The 20,002-nt window shown below is 44.3% G+C and carries 17 protein-coding genes, 1 tRNA gene, 3 rRNA genes, 1 other RNA gene and 1 other annotated feature; of the genes, 5 read left to right on the top strand and 17 right to left on the bottom strand.

Features of this window, described 5'->3' with window-relative positions; translation table 11 throughout:
* The 8 genes from FZC79_RS22435 to tadA all read right to left on the bottom strand — a co-directional run.
* Window positions 1-227, bottom strand: a 16S ribosomal RNA gene (locus FZC79_RS22435); the annotation flags it as partial.
* A gap of 471 nt (window positions 228-698) precedes the next feature.
* Window positions 699-965: a pro-sigmaK processing inhibitor BofA family protein gene (locus tag FZC79_RS22440; RefSeq protein WP_148948851.1), complete on the bottom strand. Its 267-nt coding sequence runs from the start codon at window positions 963-965 to the stop codon at window positions 699-701.
* 59 nt (window positions 966-1,024) lie between these two features.
* Window positions 1,025-1,243 (bottom strand): YaaL family protein, encoded by a 219-nt coding sequence (locus FZC79_RS22445; protein ID WP_148948852.1) that lies wholly within the window; start codon window positions 1,241-1,243, stop codon window positions 1,025-1,027.
* Between the two features lie 20 nt (window positions 1,244-1,263).
* Complete coding sequence (recR, locus tag FZC79_RS22450) at window positions 1,264-1,860, bottom strand: recombination mediator RecR (RefSeq protein WP_148948853.1); 597 nt, start codon at window positions 1,858-1,860, stop codon at window positions 1,264-1,266.
* A 10-nt stretch (window positions 1,861-1,870) separates the two neighbouring features.
* Window positions 1,871-2,191 (bottom strand): YbaB/EbfC family nucleoid-associated protein, encoded by a 321-nt coding sequence (locus tag FZC79_RS22455; RefSeq protein WP_148948854.1) that lies wholly within the window; start codon window positions 2,189-2,191, stop codon window positions 1,871-1,873.
* A gap of 21 nt (window positions 2,192-2,212) precedes the next feature.
* Window positions 2,213-3,901, bottom strand: coding sequence for a DNA polymerase III subunit gamma/tau (gene dnaX, locus FZC79_RS22460; protein WP_148948855.1), 1,689 nt, complete (start codon window positions 3,899-3,901; stop codon window positions 2,213-2,215).
* A gap of 221 nt (window positions 3,902-4,122) precedes the next feature.
* Window positions 4,123-4,387, bottom strand: an RNA gene (gene ffs / locus FZC79_RS22465) — signal recognition particle sRNA large type.
* Between the two features lie 79 nt (window positions 4,388-4,466).
* Entirely contained in the window at window positions 4,467-4,988 is a 522-nt protein-coding gene (tadA, locus tag FZC79_RS22470; protein WP_215727450.1) for a tRNA adenosine(34) deaminase TadA, read from the bottom strand.
* 87 nt (window positions 4,989-5,075) lie between these two features.
* On the opposite strand from tadA, the gene FZC79_RS22475 reads away from it, so the two are divergent.
* From FZC79_RS22475 to FZC79_RS22490, 4 genes are all read left to right on the top strand, one after another.
* Window positions 5,076-5,612: an isochorismatase family cysteine hydrolase gene (locus FZC79_RS22475; RefSeq protein WP_148948856.1), complete on the top strand. Its 537-nt coding sequence runs from the start codon at window positions 5,076-5,078 to the stop codon at window positions 5,610-5,612.
* A gap of 899 nt (window positions 5,613-6,511) precedes the next feature.
* Entirely contained in the window at window positions 6,512-7,795 is a 1,284-nt protein-coding gene (locus tag FZC79_RS22480) for a glycosyl hydrolase family 18 protein (protein ID WP_148948857.1), read from the top strand.
* 232 nt (window positions 7,796-8,027) lie between these two features.
* On the top strand, window positions 8,028-8,666 hold the full coding sequence (locus FZC79_RS22485) for a deoxynucleoside kinase (RefSeq protein WP_148948858.1): 639 nt from the start codon (window positions 8,028-8,030) through the stop codon (window positions 8,664-8,666).
* On the top strand, window positions 8,666-9,334 hold the full coding sequence (locus FZC79_RS22490; protein WP_148942370.1) for a deoxynucleoside kinase: 669 nt from the start codon (window positions 8,666-8,668) through the stop codon (window positions 9,332-9,334). The genes FZC79_RS22485 and FZC79_RS22490 overlap by 1 nt, the downstream gene beginning before the upstream one ends.
* Window positions 9,335-9,528: 194 nt before the next feature.
* On the opposite strand, the gene FZC79_RS22495 is transcribed toward FZC79_RS22490, so the two are convergent.
* The 6 genes from FZC79_RS22495 to guaB all read right to left on the bottom strand — a co-directional run bounded on the left by FZC79_RS22495 (window position 9,529) and on the right by guaB (window position 16,513).
* A tRNA-Ser gene (locus FZC79_RS22495) sits at window positions 9,529-9,621 on the bottom strand.
* A 128-nt stretch (window positions 9,622-9,749) separates the two neighbouring features.
* Complete coding sequence (gene serS / locus FZC79_RS22500) at window positions 9,750-11,030, bottom strand: serine--tRNA ligase (RefSeq protein ID WP_148942369.1); 1,281 nt, start codon at window positions 11,028-11,030, stop codon at window positions 9,750-9,752.
* Window positions 11,031-11,092: 62 nt separating this feature from the next.
* Window positions 11,093-11,316: a binding site (T-box leader), on the bottom strand.
* A 53-nt stretch (window positions 11,317-11,369) separates the two neighbouring features.
* Window positions 11,370-11,960, bottom strand: a complete 591-nt coding sequence (pdxT, locus tag FZC79_RS22505) for a pyridoxal 5'-phosphate synthase glutaminase subunit PdxT (RefSeq protein WP_148948859.1) — start codon at window positions 11,958-11,960, stop codon at window positions 11,370-11,372.
* A gap of 2 nt (window positions 11,961-11,962) precedes the next feature.
* On the bottom strand, window positions 11,963-12,844 hold the full coding sequence (gene pdxS / locus FZC79_RS22510) for a pyridoxal 5'-phosphate synthase lyase subunit PdxS (protein ID WP_148948860.1): 882 nt from the start codon (window positions 12,842-12,844) through the stop codon (window positions 11,963-11,965).
* 186 nt (window positions 12,845-13,030) lie between these two features.
* Window positions 13,031-14,377 carry a D-alanyl-D-alanine carboxypeptidase family protein gene (locus tag FZC79_RS22515; RefSeq protein WP_148948861.1) on the bottom strand — a complete coding sequence of 449 codons (1,347 nt, stop codon included), beginning with the start codon at window positions 14,375-14,377 and terminating at the stop codon, window positions 13,031-13,033.
* A 672-nt stretch (window positions 14,378-15,049) separates the two neighbouring features.
* Entirely contained in the window at window positions 15,050-16,513 is a 1,464-nt protein-coding gene (gene guaB / locus FZC79_RS22525) for an IMP dehydrogenase (protein ID WP_148948862.1), read from the bottom strand.
* A 111-nt stretch (window positions 16,514-16,624) separates the two neighbouring features.
* Between guaB and FZC79_RS22530 the strand changes: the two genes are divergently transcribed.
* Window positions 16,625-17,566, top strand: a complete 942-nt coding sequence (locus FZC79_RS22530; protein ID WP_148948863.1) for a YaaC family protein — start codon at window positions 16,625-16,627, stop codon at window positions 17,564-17,566.
* 242 nt (window positions 17,567-17,808) lie between these two features.
* On the opposite strand, the gene FZC79_RS22535 is transcribed toward FZC79_RS22530, so the two are convergent.
* From FZC79_RS22535 to FZC79_RS22545, 3 genes are all read right to left on the bottom strand, one after another.
* A complete protein-coding gene (locus FZC79_RS22535) occupies window positions 17,809-18,285 on the bottom strand; it encodes a glutathione peroxidase (protein ID WP_148948864.1) in 477 nt (158 codons plus the stop codon).
* A 1,299-nt stretch (window positions 18,286-19,584) separates the two neighbouring features.
* Window positions 19,585-19,701 (bottom strand): 5S ribosomal RNA (gene rrf / locus FZC79_RS22540).
* An 87-nt stretch (window positions 19,702-19,788) separates the two neighbouring features.
* Window positions 19,789-20,002, bottom strand: a 23S ribosomal RNA gene (locus FZC79_RS22545); the annotation flags it as partial.

Here is a 20,002-nt window from a genome sequence, read left to right on the forward strand (position 1 = left end):
GTGGCAGCCGAAGCCGCCTTTCCACTTTTCCTCATGCGAGGAAAAGAACTATCCGGTATTAGCCCCGGTTTCCCGGAGTTATCCCAGTCTTACAGGCAGGTTACCCACGTGTTACTCACCCGTCCGCCGCTGATTTCAGGGAGCAAGCTCCCATCAATCCGCTCGACTTGCATGTATTAGGCACGCCGCCAGCGTTCGTCCTGAGCCAGGATCAAACTCTCCGAAAGAAGTTTGACTTGCTCATTTGCTAATTAAAGTGTTAGCAACTTTGTAAGAAACATGTTCTTACTAGATTTACGTTGACGTTTTGAGTTGTTTAGTTTTCAATGTTCAATGTGTCTATCTTGAGCACCAAATTAGTGTAACACAAGCCGTAATGTGGTGTCAATATTTTTTTCGAAATCATTGCGCTGTTGTTTCAGCGACAAGGAATATAATATCATGGATAACTTAAATACGTCAACACATATTTAAAAGTTTTTTCAAAAGAAAAGAACTTCCTTAAAATCTATTCCTTTAAGTCCATTTTTATCTATACAGCGAAGGTTCTGTCCCGTCGCCCCGAGCGCCTCTGCACTGAAATCTTTTTACTCTCTTCTTACCTGGATTCTAATTAACTAGCAGGGTGCTTTTATAGTTGGGCGTATAAAGAGTTACATCACTGAAAACAAAAACCCCGCTTAAGATTTCAGCGGAGTTTATACGATAATATACATTTGAATGATGGCTAACCCTACTACTCCAGGTATTCCGAGAATCCCGGATATCGAAGAAGTCACAAGGTTAATTGGAACATGTATGCCGAATTGGCTTCCAAAAGCATTTAAGAAAAACAAGAACAGTGCCCCGATCAATACCTTCATGCATAGCTGTCCAGCAAATTTTGCAGGTTTGAACGGAGTCCCTGCTGCAAGCAGAAATACAATCAAACTGCTGATAACAGCGATAACCACAACCGGACTCATCATACTTCCCTCCCTTTAAAGGATAAATCACTTCCTTATAGAGAGGATATGAGGGTTGTCTACCTTTTTATGACGACTTTTCTATTTTTCGCTTCCCTGAAGAAGAAAAAGTATTTGGCCTCGGCAATCTTGGATTGGTAATTGATCTCATAAGAGTTCTCTATACTCAAATCTTCTAACGCCTGCTGAGAGATCCAATCTTTTTTTGTTTCTTCCAATGAATGGAGCAGTTTATTCTCATACTCTTTTCGCAATTTACCTTGTTTTCGAAAGAACATACTCACATTCCACTCCTGTTCTACACATCTCTTCTTCCTTCCAACGCTTTGGAAAGAGTGACTTCATCCGCGTACTCCAGGTCTCCGCCTACTGGAAGCCCGTGAGCAATCCTTGTAATGCGTATGCCGGATGGCTTAAGAAGCCGGGAAATATACATAGCCGTGGCTTCACCTTCAATGTTCGGGTTCGTAGCAAGTATAACTTCTTCCACCTGTTCATCTTGAAGCCTTTTTAAAAGATCTGGAACATTGATATCTTCCGGGCCGATTCCATCCATAGGAGAGATTGCTCCGTGAAGGACATGGTAGAGTCCGTTATATTCCTTCATTTTTTCCATAGCAATGACATCTTTCGGGTCTTGAACGACACATACAATGCTTCTGTCCCTTCTTGCGTCCTCACAGATATAACAAGGGTCTTGATCAGTGATATGGCCGCAGACCGAACAATAGGTCAGTTTTCTTTTGGCGTTCACTAGCGCCTTGGCAAATTCAAGGACGGTATCCTCTTTCATGCCTAAAACAAAAAACGCCAGTCGGGCCGCGGTTTTCGGCCCTATTCCCGGCAGTTTCATGAAGCTGTCGATAAGCTTCGATATCGGTTCAGGATAATGCATAGTAAACCTCCTAGAACATTCCCGGTAAGTTCATTCCTTTGGTGAATTGTCCCATAGTTGAGTTCGTCAGTTCGTCTGCTTGTTTCAAAGCATCATTTGTTGCAGCAAGCACAAGATCCTGCAGCATTTCGATATCTTCTGGATCTACTACTTCTTCCTTGATATTCACTTCTAATACTTCTTTATGGCCGGAAACGATAACTGTTACCATTCCGCCGCCTGCTGTTCCTTCTAAGCGCTTTTCACCCAGTTCCTCCTGAGCTTGAGCCATCTGCTTTTGCATCTTTTGCATCTGTTTCATCATACCTTGCATATTTCCCATTCCACGCATAGTAAAAAACCTCCATTAATTTTATTCTCTTATTTCTATTAAATCTTCTCCTACAAGCTTTCTTGCTTCAGCAATCAACGGATCTTCTGCCTCTTCACCTGCAGCAGAATCCGGATCATCGGTTCTCTGGTGCTTGATGAAGTCCTCTCTCACACTCTGCCACTGGTCTTCCGGGATGCCGATCGGCTGGTATTCCGTGCCGGCCAACTGTCCCAGGATAGAACCCAATGCCTCCGTGAAGCCAGCATTCTCCATCGCCATCTGGCAGTGGATGTCATACTTGAATTTCAGGATGAAAGAATGAGAGGAGGCAGCAACAGGTTCGGCATCATTGAGCAGTGCTGCTTGTGAGCGCATCTGCCGCTGATTAAGAATTTCGAGCATTTCACCCCAGCGACTCTTAATAAGATTCAGATCTTCCTTCGTCGCTGTCTTCAATACTTCCTGTACCATTCCCGTCGCAACCTTGAAACCTTTTCGGGAAGAAGGTGCCCGCTTCTTAGGCGCAGGTGCTGCTTCCTGTTGTACGGAGACTCCCTTCGCCTTAAGCTGCTGCAATTCATTCTCCAAGCTCTGTACCTTTTGAATCAGCTGCCCGATTTCCGGCGAAGACACCTTGTTCTCCACTTCAATCTGACAAAGTTTCACTATGGAAACCTCTATATAGATCCGGGCATGATTGGTGAATTTCATTTCTTGCTGTGCATCATTAAGTATATCAATAAATCGGTAAATATGCTGAGGTGAGACCCTTTCGGCCAATGCCTTGAAATCTTCATCCAGCATGACCCTTTCTAGTGACTCCTCCAAGTTTGGAGCCGTCTGGTGAAGCAGCATATCCCTGAAGTACAAGACAAGGTCTTCGGTCAGCCTCGCCGGGTCTTTTCCTTGAAAAAGCAGCTCTTCCAAAGCTTGAAGGGCGTCGGCTACTTCATTTTCAAAAATCGCCTTGGCCAGCCTATTCAGGTAGACCTGCGATACCGCCCCGGTTACTGTCAGGGCATCATCCACCGTCACTCTGTCCTGGCTGAAGGATATCGCCTGGTCCAGGAGGCTGAGGGCATCACGCATTCCGCCTTCTGCCGCCCTTGCGACTACATGCAGTGCTTTTTCTTCATATTGTACACCCGATTCATCAGCAATATGAGTCATTCGGCCAACAATATCCCTTGCCGTAATCCTTTTGAAATCGAAACGCTGACACCTTGAAATGATGGTAAGCGGAATTTTATGCGGCTCGGTGGTGGCCAGGATGAAGATCACGTGCTTCGGAGGTTCTTCCAGTGTTTTTAACAGGGCATTGAACGCTCCGATAGACAGCATATGGACCTCATCTATAATATAGACCTTATAGGAAACCACGTTAGGTGCATATTTAACTTTGTCACGGATATCTCGAATTTCTTCAACCCCATTATTGGAGGCTGCATCAATCTCGATGACATCAGGAATGGATCCGTCTGTAATCCCGATACAGGAGTCACATTCATTGCAAGGCTCTGCAATCGGAGCTCTTTCACAGTTGACTGCCTTGGCCAGGATCTTGGCAGCACTCGTTTTCCCAGTCCCCCTGGGTCCCGAGAAAAGATAGGCATGTGAGATCTTTTGCTGGAGGAGAGCATTCTGCAGTGTTTTCGTTACATGCTGCTGGCCGACTACATCAAGAAATTGCTGCGGACGCCAGACTCTATATAAAGCTTGATAACTCAAAACGTTCTCCTCCTTTTATATGTATTTTCATAAAACGGCCGTTTCCTATGAAGGCTTCGACGGGCATGTTTGTAAAGTTTATTCTCATCTATCTATTATAACTTAAGTAAAATTGGTTTTACAAAGACTGTTTTACGATTATCGGGGTTTTTGTTGAAGTTCTTTCTGTATACAAAAAACTCACCCCGCAAAGGATGAGTTTCATTATAAGTATTAAACTGCCGTGCACCTTCCGTCGACATGCATCCATAAGCGTTACTCAAGCAGTTAGCTCGGCCCAGGCAACCCCGCGGCACATGAGATAGTCCACTTAATGCTGCTTCCTTCCGGACCTGACATGGTTCATGGGTTCCCATTGCGCAGGACCCGGGCGTCAACACCACTTACTTGAGGCAGGCCTTACAGAGTGCAAGCCTCAGGAAGGGATTCAGCCTCGCTGGAGCGGATTGCGAGTACAGGGCACCGCTACCTCCCCGCCTAGCACGGCAAAATTGATACCATATTTAGTTGCGCCATGTCCGACGCAAATATTAGTATACTAGCTCTTACGGAAAAAAGCAATGGGTTAGAGATTGTCAATTCCTGTATCCTGTTCCAGCTCTGCTTTCCTTTTTATCTTTTCCTCTTTTTTTCTAGCACGGAGCCTGCGGAAGAAGCTTGTCAGAAGCTGTCCGCATTCCTCCTGCAGCACCCCCGGCACCACCTCACATTGGTGGTTAAAGCGTTCATCCTCCAGAAGATTCATCAGGGTTCCTGCACACCCAGCTTTTGGATCGGGTGCGCCATACACCACAGTGTTGATTCTTGATAAAAGGATTGCACCGGAACACATCGGGCAGGGCTCCAATGTGACATAGAGCTCCGCCCCTTCCAGCCTCCAGGTACCCATTTTTTCACAGGCTTGTTCAATCGCCAGCAGTTCCGCATGAGTTACGGCATTTTGTGTTGTTTCCCTAAGATTATGGGCCGCCCCAATCACTTCACCATCCAGCACGACCACTGCCCCGATCGGGACTTCTTCTTTTCCTTCGGCTTTCTTAGCCTCATCTATGGCAAGTTTCATAAAGTACTCCTGTTTGGTATCCACCTGTATAACTCCTTACCCTTAATTGTCACTGGCTGTATGGATAAAATCATTCTCCCCTCCCCACACTATTGCAAAAGGAGGATAACGATGAATGACCATACCGCTCTATTAATTATAGATATCCTGAATCCATTTCAATTTGAACACGGCCAGACACTTGCTGACCATACCAGGAAGATGGTTAAGCCTCTTAATTCCCTGCGCAGTGCCTGCCGGCAGCACAATATGCCTGTCATCTATATTAATGACCATTATACCCTCTGGCAGGCCGATTTGAAAAAAATCTATAATAAATGCCTGAATGACACCAGCCGGCCCATCATCGAAACATTGAAGCCCGGAAAAGATGACTATTTTTTGATCAAACCGAAACACTCCGCTTTCTATGGTACCGCCTTGAATACCCTTCTTCACTCCTTACAGGTCGATACACTCATCCTTACTGGCATCGCCGGAAATATCTGTGTATTATTCACGGCCAATGATGCTTATATGAGGGAATTCAGCCTGATCATTCCGCAAGACTGCATTGCTTCTGTAAGTGAGGATGATAACCGATATGCCATAGAGATGATGAAGAATGTGTTGAAGGCGGAAATCGTTGACTCAGGAAGTATCTTATAGCGTTACTATTGACACACTTTTTTCCAGAGCTGTTTTTGCTTGATACTAGAAAATCCTAAGGGCAGGCTTACCAGTAGAGTTTCGGTCCTTTATTGTTTGATTTAAAATTCAATCAATAGAGCTTACGAATTACCCTCTAGAAAAAGGCTGTTTCTGCATATATTGCTGATTTCGGAAAATCCAAATAGCCGGATTTTCCCCGGATACTAAGAGTTTTTTCTCTTATCGAGGGAGAGTAGCTCATTTCTTTTGCTGTTACCAGTTTTTACCCCTCTTAATATGGTTATTTTTTTCGGAATTAGTATCAAATAGCAACAAAGTTTACGAAAAGAGCCAGAAAAAAGAGTAATAAAGGCCATGTCCCTATGAGTAACTAACCGTAAAAAATAAGGGGAAATTTTACCGTTAATTACACAATTCACACTGTTTTGTTGATGAATAAGGGGAGTTTTTCCCCTTATGGAAGCCAGAGGCACCCTTTTTCGAGCCTTTTGAGTTAAATAAGGGGAATTTCTCCCTCTATTTAGATAATTTTCGGTCCCCTTTTATTAATTAAGGGGAAAATTTCCCTCTATTTCTAGGGTACCTAACCTGGACCCCTAATCAATTAATGTAATCCTCACTAATTCCACATTTGGGAATCAGCATCCTTGCACCGGCCGGGACATTTCAAAGTTACTAAAGGCGTTATTCACAGCAGGCGCATGATCTCCTGTGATATAAGCAGGAAGTCAAATTCCACTGCCCGCCCCGCGAAATTCTGCTCCTGGAGCGGGAATCCATCCTCGCGAAAAAACCTTTAATAAAAATATCCGTTAAAAAATCTTTCTCAATCATCATACTTCCCTCTTTTCCCACATACATTTCTTACAGTGAAAATGTTAAAGGGAGGGCAAGTAATGCAAATCCATGTGGTCCAACCTAATCAGTCGTTGTTTGGAATTGCTCAAACATATAATTCATCTGTTGAAGATATCGTGGAAGCGAATGATCTTCCTAATCCTGACAATCTCGTCGCCGGCCAGACCCTGGTCATCCCCATTGTAGGTTTATTTTATTTTGTACAGCCGGGAGACAGCTTATGGTCTATCAGCCGCAGGTTCGGGATTTCCTATCAGGAACTTGCACAGATCAACGGTATTTCCGTTAATCAGCCGCTGCAGGTAGGTTTCCGTCTTTATATCCCCGAGCGCCCGAAAACGGATGCTGAATTCAATGCCTATGTAGAACCTTATGGCACAACCGTGCAGCCGAATTTGGAGGAAGCCGCAAGAGAAGCCGCTCCTTATCTTACCTATCTTGCTCCTTTCGACTTTGAAGCAAAACGCGACGGTACATTGAAAGAGCCGCCACTTGGGAATCTATTGGAGATTGGGAGAGCAAATGGAAATGTCCTCATGATGGCCATTACGAACCAAGAGGAAGGACAATTTAGTGATGAAGTCGGAAGAATCCTCTTGAATAACCAAAACATCCAGAACAAGTTCCTGGACAATGTGGTGGCCACCGCCAAGAAATACGGATTCAGGGATATTCACTTTGATTTTGAATATCTCCGCCCCCAGGACCGGGAAGCATACAACCAGTTCCTCCGGAAAGCCAAGGCCCGCTTCAATCAGGAGGGGTGGCTTCTTTCCACCGCTCTCGCTCCTAAAACGAGCGCAGACCAAAAAGGAAAATGGTATGAAGCTCATGATTATAAAGCCCATGGAGAGATTGTTGATTTTGTAGTCATTATGACTTATGAATGGGGGTACAGCGGAGGTCCCGCTATGGCGGTGTCGCCGATAGGGCCTGTCAGGGAAGTCCTGGAGTATGCGATAAGCGAAATGCCTTCTTCCAAGATCATGATGGGGCAGAATCTTTATGGATATGACTGGACACTTCCGTTTAAAGAGGGAGATGTCGCCAAGGCTGTCAGCCCGCAAAGAGCCATTGAAATCGCCGCACAAAATAATGTTCCTATTCAATATGATGCTGAAGCTCAAGCACCTTTTTTCACCTATCAGGACGGAGAAGGAAACCAGCATGAAGTTTGGTTTGAGGATGCTCGGTCCATCCAGGCAAAATTTGATATGATGAAAGAACTGAAGTTAAGGGGAATGAGTTATTGGAAGCTCGGCCTTCCCTTCCCGCAGAACTGGCTGTTGATCACCGACAATTTTGATGTGGTAAAAAGATAATACTGATAGAACCGCCTTCCCTTAACAAGAGAAGGCGGTTTTTTCCTTTTACTAGGTGCCTGCCCTTCTCTAAATCTATTATGACTATGTGGAAATAATGAGCCTTGTTTAGCAGAACTTACTTTTAAAAAGTCACCCTCGCGACTATATATTGTGTTAAAATAACACTTGTCGTCATTTGACGAGTACATGTCGATTATTACACCATAATGTCGGTAAAGGAGGACATTGTATGGGAAGCATTCCATTCATTACGGTCGAAGGACCGATTGGGGTAGGAAAAACTTCTTTGGCCAAAGCGATTTCAGCTCATTTCAATTATCATCTTTTAAAAGAAATCGTAGATGAAAATCCATTTTTAGATAAGTTTTATGACAACATCGATGAATGGAGCTTTCAAACCGAAATGTTTTTCTTATGCAACCGCTACAAGCAGCTGGAGGATATAGAATCTCACTTTATTTCGCACAATAAGCCAGTCGTGGCTGATTATCATATTTTAAAGAACCTCATATTTGCAGAGAGAACCTTAAAGAACAAGCAGTTTGATAAATACATGAACATTTATCAAATACTAACAGAAGACATGCCGGTACCGAATGTGGTGGTCTATTTAAACGCAAGCCTTGATACCCTTCTGCACCGAATTGCCTTAAGGGGCAGAGAGTTTGAAAAGAAGATAAGCCCTTTGTATCTGGAGCAGCTTTCCTTGGATTACGAACGCCATATCTCGCAGTTCGAAAGCAAGTATCCGAACATCCCTGTGCTTCGCTTTAATGGAGACCAAATGGACTTTGTGAAGAACAAAGATGATTTAGCACTTATTATAGATTCTTTAGATCAAACATTGAAAAAAGGAGCCACTTTATAATGAATCTTCGAAATAAATACGGGATCCCGAACAATTCGGTCATCACGATTGCCGGAACTGTCGGTGTTGGCAAATCGACGATGACTAACGGACTTGCGAAGGCACTTGGTTTCCGCACTTCTTTTGAAAAAGTCGATACCAACCCTTACCTGGACAAATTTTATGAGGATTTCAAGAGCTGGAGCTTTCACCTTCAAGTTTATTTCCTCGCTGAACGCTTCAAAGAGCAAAAGAAAATTTTCGAATACGGCGGAGGTTTCATTCAAGACCGTTCCATCTATGAGGACACAGGCATCTTCGCCAAAATGCACTACGAAAAAGGAAATATGTCCGCTATCGATTACGATACGTACACAAGCCTTTTTGATGCAATGGTCATGACACCTTACTTCCCACATCCCGACCTTCTCATCTATTTGGAAGGCTCCATCGATGATGTGGTGGACCGCATTCGGGAAAGAGGGCGCCCAATGGAGCAGCAGACGCCAGTGGATTACTGGCAGGAAATGCACATCCGTTATGAAAACTGGATTGACTCCTTCAATGCATGCCCTGTGCTCCGATTGAATATCAATGACTATGATCTCGTCAACAATGAAAATTCAATTGAACCGATTGTTGAAAGAATTGGATACTTCATCGAACAGACACGATTGTTGAAGTCATAACAAAAAGGATGGACAAGCCGCCGGGCTGTCCATCCTTTTTTGGTTCTCTTGCAAAGAGCGCCTGCCATGGGGGCATTAAATTATTTATATCATAGTTCACACTAAGAGTTTCAGCCAAACAAGCAAAAAACCGCTGCACAAGGCAGCGGTTTTTTTATCTCCAATATTTATGCGCTATGGTTAATTTAAAACTATGGAGGAGGAAGAGGGATTCGAACCCCCGCGGGCTGTTACACCCCTGTCGGTTTTCAAGACCGATCCCTTCAGCCAGACTTGGGTATTCCTCCGTGTCGACAAATATTATATTATCACAGGATAAATACTGAGTCAACAATTTTTCGAGGTTTTTTTACAAAAAAATTATAGAGATATAATCTCGAGCGAAAATTGGAATTCCGCTCGAGATCGATTTCTTTTATTTAGGTTTGATGACTTCTGCTCCACGCATATATGGCCTTAGCACCTCAGGGATGACAATGCTGCCGTCTGCCTGCTGGTAGTTCTCCAGAATGGCTGCTACCGTACGGCCTAGGGCAAGTCCAGATCCATTCAATGTATGAACATGTTCCGGCTTCGCGCCAGGCTCGCGGCGGAAACGGATATTTGCACGGCGCGCCTGGAATGCTTCAAAGTTACTGCAAGAAGAGATTTCACGATAGGTCTCATAGCTTGGAATCCAAACTTCGATGTCATATTTCTTTGCAGCCGTAAAGCCAAGGTCCGCTGTACACATAGACATTACCCGGTATGGCAGGTTCAACAGCTGAAGGACTTTTTCAGCATGTCCTGTCAATTTTTCCAGCTCATCATAAGAATCCTCTGGTCGGACAAAGCGGACAAGTTCCACTTTATTGAATTGATGCTGGCGGATCAACCCTCTTGTATCTCTTCCGGCAGATCCCGCTTCAGAACGGAAGCAGGCACTGAATGCTGTATAAGCAATCGGCAGCTGGTCATTTGCCAGAATCTCATCGCGGTGATAATTAGTGACAGGCACTTCTGCTGTCGGGACCAGGTAATAATCTTCACTTTCAATCAGGAAAGCATCTTCTTCAAATTTAGGAAGCTGCCCGGTACCTGTCATGCTCTCGCGGTTGACCATGTATGGCGGAAGCATTTCTTCATATCCATGCTCATCCATATGAAGGTCCATCATGAAATTAATAAGAGCACGTTCCAATCTGGCACCCAAGCCTTTATAAAAAACAAAGCGGCTTCCTGTTACTTTACTTGCTCTTTCAAAATCAAGAATGCCAGAATCTGTTGCAAGATCCCAGTGAGGCTTAGGTTCAAAATCGAAAGTTGGGACCTCTCCCCATTTACGTGCTTCTACGTTATCCTCCTCCTCAGCTCCGACAGGAACACTTTCATGAGGAATATTAGGGATAGAAAGCATCAAATGGTCAAGACTACCTTCCACTTCTTTTAATTCTTCATCCAGCTTCTTAATTAAGCCGCCTACTTCCCGCATTTCAACGATCAGGTCATCCGCGTTTTGCTTCTCTTTTTTCATTTCGGCGATTCGTTGAGATACCTCATTGCGCTTACTCTTTAAGTTTTCTGTTTCTACAAGCAATTCTCTTCTTTTCACATCAAGCTCTTCAAACTTTTCAAAATCACTTAAATCTTCCCCACGGTCTTGAAGGCGGTTCTTCACTTCTTCAAAGTTTGCTCTTAAATATCTAATATCCAGCACTTTTATTTCCTCCTTGTTATCGGCTCGAGAATTTTCAGGAACACAAAAAACCCCCATCCCATAAAAGGGACGGAGGTTCCGCGTTGCCACCCTGATTGAAAATAGTAAGAAACTACTTTCCTCTTAAGTAATATAACGGTTCTCACCGAAAGGGCCTAGTTACAGCAGAGCTGCGTTCAGTCCTTTACTCAAGGATGGATTCATGAGGTGCTTACATCGGTTTTCACCAGCCACCGACTCTCTGAAGAAAGCAGTCCTCATTACTATTTCCTCTCAACGTTTTCGAGCGATTAAGTTTGTATAATAAGTTACTACAATTATTGCCTCAATGCAATAGGATTATGCCAATTGTTTTTCTTTTGTTTCTTCCACCATCTTGATGAAATATCCAGTCAGGCGGTTATCCGATGTTAATTCGGGATGAAACGAACACCCAAGAAACTGACCTTCACGAGCCAGTACGATCCTGCCATCATGCTTCGCCAGCACTTCGACATTCTCTCCTGCCTCAACGATATGAGGGGCACGGATGAATACCGCATTATACCCTTCACCTACATGGGCAATATCAAGGTCCACTTCAAAGCTTTCTCGCTGGCGCCCGAATGAATTCCGCTCAACAGTTACATCCATGACACCAAGATGAGGTTCAGCATATCCAACGATATTTTTCGCCAGCAGAATAAGGCCGGCACATGTTCCGAAAACAGGCTTCCCTTCATCAATGAACTTTCTCATCGGGTCCATGAAATCATAGAGATCAATCAAACGGCGCATCGTTGTGCTTTCTCCACCAGGGAAAATCAGTCCGTCGATGCCTTCAAGCTGAGTTGCCTTCTTAACCACTACAGCTTCAGCTCCATTTTCCTGAATGGCCCGGACATGTTCTCTAACAGCCCCCTGGAGCCCTAATACTCCGATCGTAACCATTCTTACCAGCCGCGTTCTTGCATGCGTGTTTCAGGAGTCAGAGAAGAAATCTCAATTCCTTTCATCGCAATACCAAGATTTTTAGATAGTTTTGCAATCAGCTCGTAGTCTTCGTAGTGTGTAGTAGCCTCTACAATCGCTTTAGCGAAGCGCTCAGGGTTGTCTGATTTGAAGATACCGGAACCTACGAATACGCCGTCTGCACCAAGCTGCATCATAAGAGCGGCATCTGCAGGCGTCGCCACACCGCCGGCAGCAAAGTTAACAACAGGCAGTCTGCCGTGTTCTTTGATTTCCAGCAGTAATTCATATGGAGCACCAAGCAATTTCGCTTCTGTCATGATTTCATCCGTGTTCATTGTCACAAGCTTGCGGACCTGCGCATTCACTTGTCTCATGTGGCGGACAGCCTCCACGATGTTGCCTGTACCAGGCTCACCTTTGGTACGAAGCATGGACGCTCCTTCACCGATACGGCGTGCTGCTTCCCCTAAATCACGGCAGCCGCATACAAATGGTACAGTGTAATCTCTTTTATTCAAATGGTACTCTTCGTCAGCCGGAGTCAATACTTCACTCTCATCGATGTAGTCCACACCCATGGATTCCAGGATACGTGCTTCAACGATATGCCCGATACGCGCTTTCGCCATAACCGGGATTGAAACAGCTCCCATAACCTCTTCTACGATTCGAGGATCAGCCATTCTTGCTACCCCGCCTGCTGCACGAATGTCAGCTGGTACACGTTCCAGAGCCATTACCGCAACAGCACCAGATGCTTCTGCGATTTTTGCTTGCTCGGCGTTTACTACGTCCATGATCACGCCGCCTTTTTGCATTTCAGCCATTCCACGTTTTACTACGTCTGTACCCGTTTTCATTTCTATATGTCCCCCTTCAGATTTCCTATATATATTTTCAACCAAAAAACAGTATTATTGTAAGGAAAAAATTAACTAACTCTCTCAGGAATATATTTTTCCCCCATGCTAAATAAACAACAAAAACCACCTCATGTCAAGACAAGTGGTGGTTTTTGGGTATAAACTAACCTAATTCACTGTAGATCAGAACCAGCCCTTCACAGTGGACGTAATGCTTCCCCATATATCAGAAAAGAATCCGCCGACCGCTCTCATGGACAATGTGAACCAGTTCGCTTTTTCTACTGCATCTGCCGTTACGACAGCGGCTTGTCCGCCTTCAGATGCATTGTTTGTAATGAAGCCCAGGTCATCCCCGCCTTCAACGGTAAGGTAGCCTACCTGCTCTTCAGCTTTGATAGGAGCAGTAAGCTGTTTATCTTCGTTCAATTTTTCCTCGTTCAACACTAATTGAGGTGCGAAATCGTTCTCGCCATTTTTAACGATCATCGTTAACGGCTCTTTTGAATGAATCGCAATTTCTTTTTCTTTTCCTTTCACCACCGGAAGAGTTTTCTGGCCTTTCACCTCATAATTAGCAGGGAATATCTCTTCTTTAGTAAAGTTGTTAAAAGCATAATTCAGCATGTTCGCTGTTTGGGCGAAACGTGCATGATATTCATTTTCTCCTTCGTTTGGTTGTGCGTCCATTACGACGGTTATATATCTCGTACCATTTCGCTCCGCCGTTCCTGTAAAGGAGTAACCGGCAAAATCGGTTGTTCCTGTTTTTAATCCATCCATTCCTTCATAGGAATAAACGAGCCCTGGAAGCATCCAGTTCCAGTTCTGCATCTTGACACTTCCAAATGTTTTCTCTGTAATCTGGGCAGTCTCCAATACCTCTGGGTAATCATTCAGTAAATGAAAGGCAAGCTTGGCAGTATCGTTTGCTGACATAACATTTTCTTCGTCAGCTCCCGTACCTTCAGGCCTCATTTCTCCAAGATCAGCATTGTTCAAGCCAGTTGAGTTAACAAATTTATAAGATTGAAGGCCAAGTTCTTCAGCCTTGTCATTCATCATTTTAATAAAGTTTGATTCAGAGCCAGCGATGATGTTCGTAATAGCCATAGTAGCAGCATTTGCAGAGTAAATCGCCATTGCTTCATATAATTCTTTAACCGTGTACTGTGCTTCAGCTTCTAACGGTACATTACTTAAATCCGTTCTATGAGATAGATCTGAAAGTGGAACAGGTATCGTATACTTCTGCTCCCAATCAACTTTTCCTTCATTAACTGCTTCAAGCAGCAAGTACTCTGTCATCATTTTTGTCATACTTGCGATTCCCAGGGCTGTTTCCGAATTCTTTTCATAGATGATTTTGCCTGTTTCAGCTTCCACTATGATTGCTGCTTCCGCATTAACGTTCAGTGCATCTTCAGCATTCGCAGAAATTGCCGGTTGGAAAACTCCTGCTGCTAATACTAAGACCAAAAAAGAAACGACAGATTTTTGAAACCATTTTTTCACTTTGTAGCCCTCCATCAATTTATGTAAACACTTTTGTTATTTTATCATATTAGCACTGTTTATAATAGATAGAGTATTTTCCTAGTTTAGGAAATAAAAAGCGGAAGCGCCTTGATCAGCCCCGACAGGCAAATGTTCCTCAGAGAAGAAAAGGGGCACTTTCCTTTTATTCTCTGAGGGTTATTTGACCCCGAGGGGCTAGGCGCTGGAGCTGGATTGAATAAAAAGCGGAAGCGGCCGTTCAGCGCCGTACAAATTTTAGGGCTTTCGCATGAGATAAAGGAAACACGACGAACGGAGAGAGTCGATGTTGACTTATCGCAAGGAGAGAGATCGAAATCTGCTAGGCGCTGGCCGCTGGAGCTGGATTGATTATAAAGCGGAAAGGCCCCGCTCAGCGGCGTACGGACTGTACCAGCCCCGCATTGAGATAAAGGAATCACGAAGAACGAAGTGATTCGATGATGACTTATCGCAAAGGAGGGGATGGGCAGTACGCTAGCCGCTGGGGCCTTGGAGCTGGATTGATAAAAAGCGGAAGCGCCTTGATCAGCCCCGACAGGCAAATGTTCCTCAGAGAAGAAAAGCCCGCTATAAAGAGGCTCTGGGGAAGTTTCACCTAATCAAAGAAAAAGCCTGAAACCAGGCTTTTTCTAAGAACACTATTCGACTATTCCTTGAATTCTATTATAGTGAATAGTTTGGTGCTTCTTTCGTGATCTGCACATCATGCGGATGGCTCTCACGAAGTCCAGCACCTGTCATTTTAATGAACTGAGCTTCTTCCCTTAAAGCTTGAAGATCTTTTGCACCGCAGTACCCCATTCCTGACCGCAAACCGCCGATCAGCTGATAAAGTGTATCTGAAAGTGGTCCTTTATAAGGAAGTCTTCCTTCAATTCCCTCTGGAACGAACTTCTTGTTTTCTTCCTGGAAGTAACGGTCTTTCGATCCCTTTTCCATGGAACTGACAGAGCCCATGCCTCGGTATACTTTAAAACGTCTGCCCTGGAAGATTTCCGTTTCGCCGGGGCTTTCTGTCGTTCCGGCAAGAAGGCTGCCGAGCATGACAGCATGTCCACCAGATGCCAGTGCTTTTGCAATATCACCGGAATATTTAATACCGCCATCCGCGATAATTGCTTTTCCATGCTTTCTGGCCTCTGTAGCACAATCATAAATGGCTGTAATTTGCGGTACTCCCACTCCAGCTACCACTCGTGTAGTACAAATCGATCCAGGACCGATTCCCACCTTGACGACATCAGCACCTGCCTCAAATAATGCACGCGTAGCTTCTGCTGTTGCCACGTTCCCTGCGATGATATTCAAATCTGGATATAGACCACGGATTTCCTTCACAACCTGCAGAACTCCTGCTGAATGTCCATGGGCGGTATCAATCACAATGACATCAACTTGGGATTTAACCAGCTGTTCAACCCTTTTCATTGTATCACCGGAGACACCCACCGCTGCACCTGCCAGCAAACGGCCGTGCTTGTCTTTTGCAGAGTTGGGGAACTCAATGACCTTCTCGATGTCTTTAATGGTAATGAGGCCCTTCAACACCCCATTCTCATCAATCAATGGCAGCTTCTCGATTTTATACTGCTGCAGAATCTTCTCTGCTTCATCCAGAGTAGTGCCTACTGGAGCTGTTACCAAGTTCTCTTTCGTCATTACATCAGATATTAAGATCGAATAATCCTGGACGAAACGTAAATCTCTGTTGGTTAAAATTCCAACCAGTTTCTGTTCTTCACTATTATTTACGATTGGAACACCTGAAATACGATATTTGCCCATCAGATGTTCAGCATCAAAAACCTGATGCTCTGGAGATAAGAAAAATGGATCGGAAATGACTCCGCTTTCTGAACGCTTTACTTTATCCACCTGCTCAGCCTGCTGCTCAATGCTCATGTTTTTATGAATGATCCCCAGGCCGCCCTGCCTTGCCATAGAAATAGCCATTTCTGCTTCGGTGACCGTGTCCATACCTGCACTGATCACTGGAACATTCAAATTCAACGTACTTGTCAAACTTACCTTAATACTGACATCCTTTGGTAAAACCTCTGACTTTGCAGGAAGAAGCAGAACATCATCGAACGTTAAACCCTCTTTAGCAAATTTCGTTTCCCACATTTTTCTCGTCCCCCTTTTCTCAAAATATTATTAGTAGGTTATCAATTGGTTAAAATACTGTCAAGATGATATTTAGTAGTTAGATTATTCGGATAACTTGGAGGTTATAAAATGATATCCCCCTTATCAGTTTGGGAATCACTAAGCTGTTTTCATTCTGCGGAAATGGCACAGAAATATCTAAAAAAATGCTATCAAAAAATCTCTCTGAACGAAGCAGACGTACAAAGCTATAACAACTGCTATCCTTTTATATATTATCTGGAACAAGGCGAGCTATACTTTAAACAGGCACTGGCCACCCCTCTGTCTATTCAGCCAATTCTGCTGTTCTATGGATACATTCATCTCATAAAGGCATGCATACTAACCATCGATCCGTTCTATCCCCAGAACACATCAGTCCTGGCTCATGGGGTAACAAGCAGAAAGAGAAAGAAACAGCAGTACAGCTTCTTGAAGGATGAAATAAAAATACAAAAAAATGGGCTGCTTTCCCACTTCGCCCAAGAAATGTTTCACGTGAAACATTTAGAAGCTGAGAAATTCCAAATGGATGAATTACTATCTCAAATACCAGAAATGAACGATACTTTTAAGCTGATCTTTAATAGACGAACACATTTTCCCTTGTCTCTAAATGGACAGATTCTTTCTTTTCCAGATGAAATTCTTCATCATTATCATATGTCTGAAGAACGCCTTCATCAATTTTTAAAAGAAAAAACAGAAAACAGGGTTGATGTTCAAAATGGGCAGCTTTCTTTGCAGGATTCAGTATATGGGGAGATTCCACCCATAAGGCTAAATACTAAGACAAGGCAATACTCACTGCCCTGTGACCGCACACAAGCTTACACACTGCCCGAACCAATCATCCACTACCTGCTCCTGTACAACCTGAGCATGATTGCCCGATATGAGACAGAATGGTGGAGCGAACTATTAAAATCGAATTCATCCGATGACTACCCGATCATCAAAAACTTTCTCTATCTCTCACTGGAGAAGCCTCCAGCTTTAATAAAAGACTACCTTCTATCCAATTTATGAATAAAGGCAGAAACGCTGTGCTGTGACGCACAGTGTTTTTCGCCTTAGTATTGAGTCACACCTATGAAGAAGATGCGGAGTGAACACTTAGATTCAGCTTATCACCCTTTAAATCTGTGCTGCCCAGTCACTTAGTAAAAATCCATTTCATGATAAATAAACTGCCCGGCTAAATAGTGAAAGTAGAGGAATTTTGGTTAATAAAAACGTGAATTCACTTAAAGTGAATTCACGCTGAAATTTTATAGAATCTTCACTAAATCCTCTTTAATCTTTTTGGGAGAAGTTTGAGGTGCGTATCTATTTACCACATTACCTTCCCGGTCAACCAGAAACTTTGTGAAGTTCCATTTCACTTCGGAGGTCATTAACCCTTTCTTCTCTTTGATCAGATACTTAAACAAAGGATGAGCACCTTTCCCTTTTACATCCACTTTTGAAAACATCGGAAAACTAACTCCATAGTTTACTTTGCAGAATTCCATAATATCATCATTATTACCAAATTCCTGATTCATAAATTGATCTGAAGGAAAACCTAAAACCGTGAATCCCTTATCCTTAAATTCTTCATAAAGAGACTGCAGTTCTTCAAACTGAGGAGTAAACCCACATTTGCTGGCAGTATTCACAATCACCATTGCCTCTCCCCTAAACTCACTCAAAGATACTTCATCACCATTAGGCTTTACCGCATCAAAATCATAAATTGAAGTCATCTCGAATCTCTCCTTTATTCTATATACTTAAAGACTAAGGGATAGGACTAGGAGAAGCAAATTTGAATGTTGTGAGATATTCCTCTATGCAAAAGAGGCAGGAGAATGAATAATACAGATTAAAGTTAGTGATGTATTTTAACCCATGAATTAGATACAAGAGGATGGCATATTCACTGCTGACTGGATATGTAAGCTGGCTCACTCTCCCTCTAGTTATTGATCTACCCCCTCCCTCCTGCGTTGGATTCCACAAAGTGAGGATATATCTAAGTCGAAAAGGGGGCACTCATGTACCCAGAAACGCATCTTGAGGACATTTCTAAAGCGAATATAAGTCACTTATGTACCCAGCTCTTCCACGACGTGAGGACATACCTCCTTCAAAAACTAGTCACTCATGTACCCAGAGAGAATCTATTTGGGAGATTCCCCCCTTTCTTAGACACAAAAAAAGAGCACCTCTTCAGGTACTCTTTATCTTGCCTGGCGACGTCCTACTCTCACAGGGGGAGGCCCCAACTACCATCGGCGCTGAAGGCTCGGACGGCGATGAGCGGCGAATCTCTTCGTCCGCTTCGCTCGCTCACATCCTCATGGGCGGTTGCCCACTGCGGTGCTCTCTCCCTTTCGTCCTCGACCTTCTTGCTCCTCCCCATCCTCGCTCCTGCGTCTTAGGGATTTTGCGGAGGGAAAGGCATTTCTCTCTTGTTCTTTTCAATACAAAAAAGAGCACCACTTGGGTACTCTTTTAGTTTGCTTGGCGACGTCCTACTCTCACAGGGGGAGGCCCCAACTACCATCGGCGCTGAAGGCTCGGACGGCGATGAGCAGCGAATCTCTTCGTCCGCTTCGCTCGTTCGCATCCTCATGGGCGGTTGCCCACTGCGGCGCTCTCTCCCTCTCGTCCTCGACCTTCTTGCTCCTCCCCATCCTCGCTCCTGCGTCTTAGGGATTTTGCGGAGGGAAAGGCATTTCTCTCTTGTTCTTTTCAATACAAAAAAAGAGCACCACTTCGGGTACTCTTTGTCTTGCCTGGCGACGTCCTACTCTCACAGGGGGAGCCCCCAACTACCATCGGCGCTGAAGGCTCGGACGGCGATGAGCGGCGAATCTCTTCGTCCGCTTCGCTCGCTCACATACTCATGGGCGGTTGCCCACTGCGGTGTTCACTCCCTCGCGTCCTCGACCTTCTTGCTCCTCCCCATCCTCGCTCCTGCGTTTTAAGAGAATCTATTTTGCGGATCTCCCCTTTTTTCAAATACAAAAAAGAGCACCACTTCGGGTACTCTTTGTCTTGCCTGGCGACGTCCTACTCTCACAGGGGGAGATCCCCCAACTACCATCGGCGCTGAAGAGCTTAACTTCCGTGTTCGGCATGGGAACGGGTGTGACCTCTTCGCCTTAGTCACCAGACCTATTTTGTTGAAAGAACATCGTTCTCTCAAAACTAGATAAAGTATTAGAAGAAAGAAGAAAGTATTCCGAGTTTCGCTGTTATTCGTGGTTAAGTCCTCGATCGATTAGTATCTGTCAGCTGCACGTGTCGCCACGCTTCCACCTCAGACCTATCTACCTGATCATCTTTCAGGGATCTTACTCACATAAAGTGATGGGAAATCTCATCTCGAGGGGGGCTTCATGCTTAGATGCTTTCAGCACTTATCCCTTCCGCACATAGCTACCCAGCGATGCCTTTGGCAAGACAACTGGTACA

The organism is Rossellomorea vietnamensis, from assembly GCF_008180615.1.
Classification (GTDB): domain Bacteria; phylum Bacillota; class Bacilli; order Bacillales; family Bacillaceae_B; genus Rossellomorea; species Rossellomorea vietnamensis_D.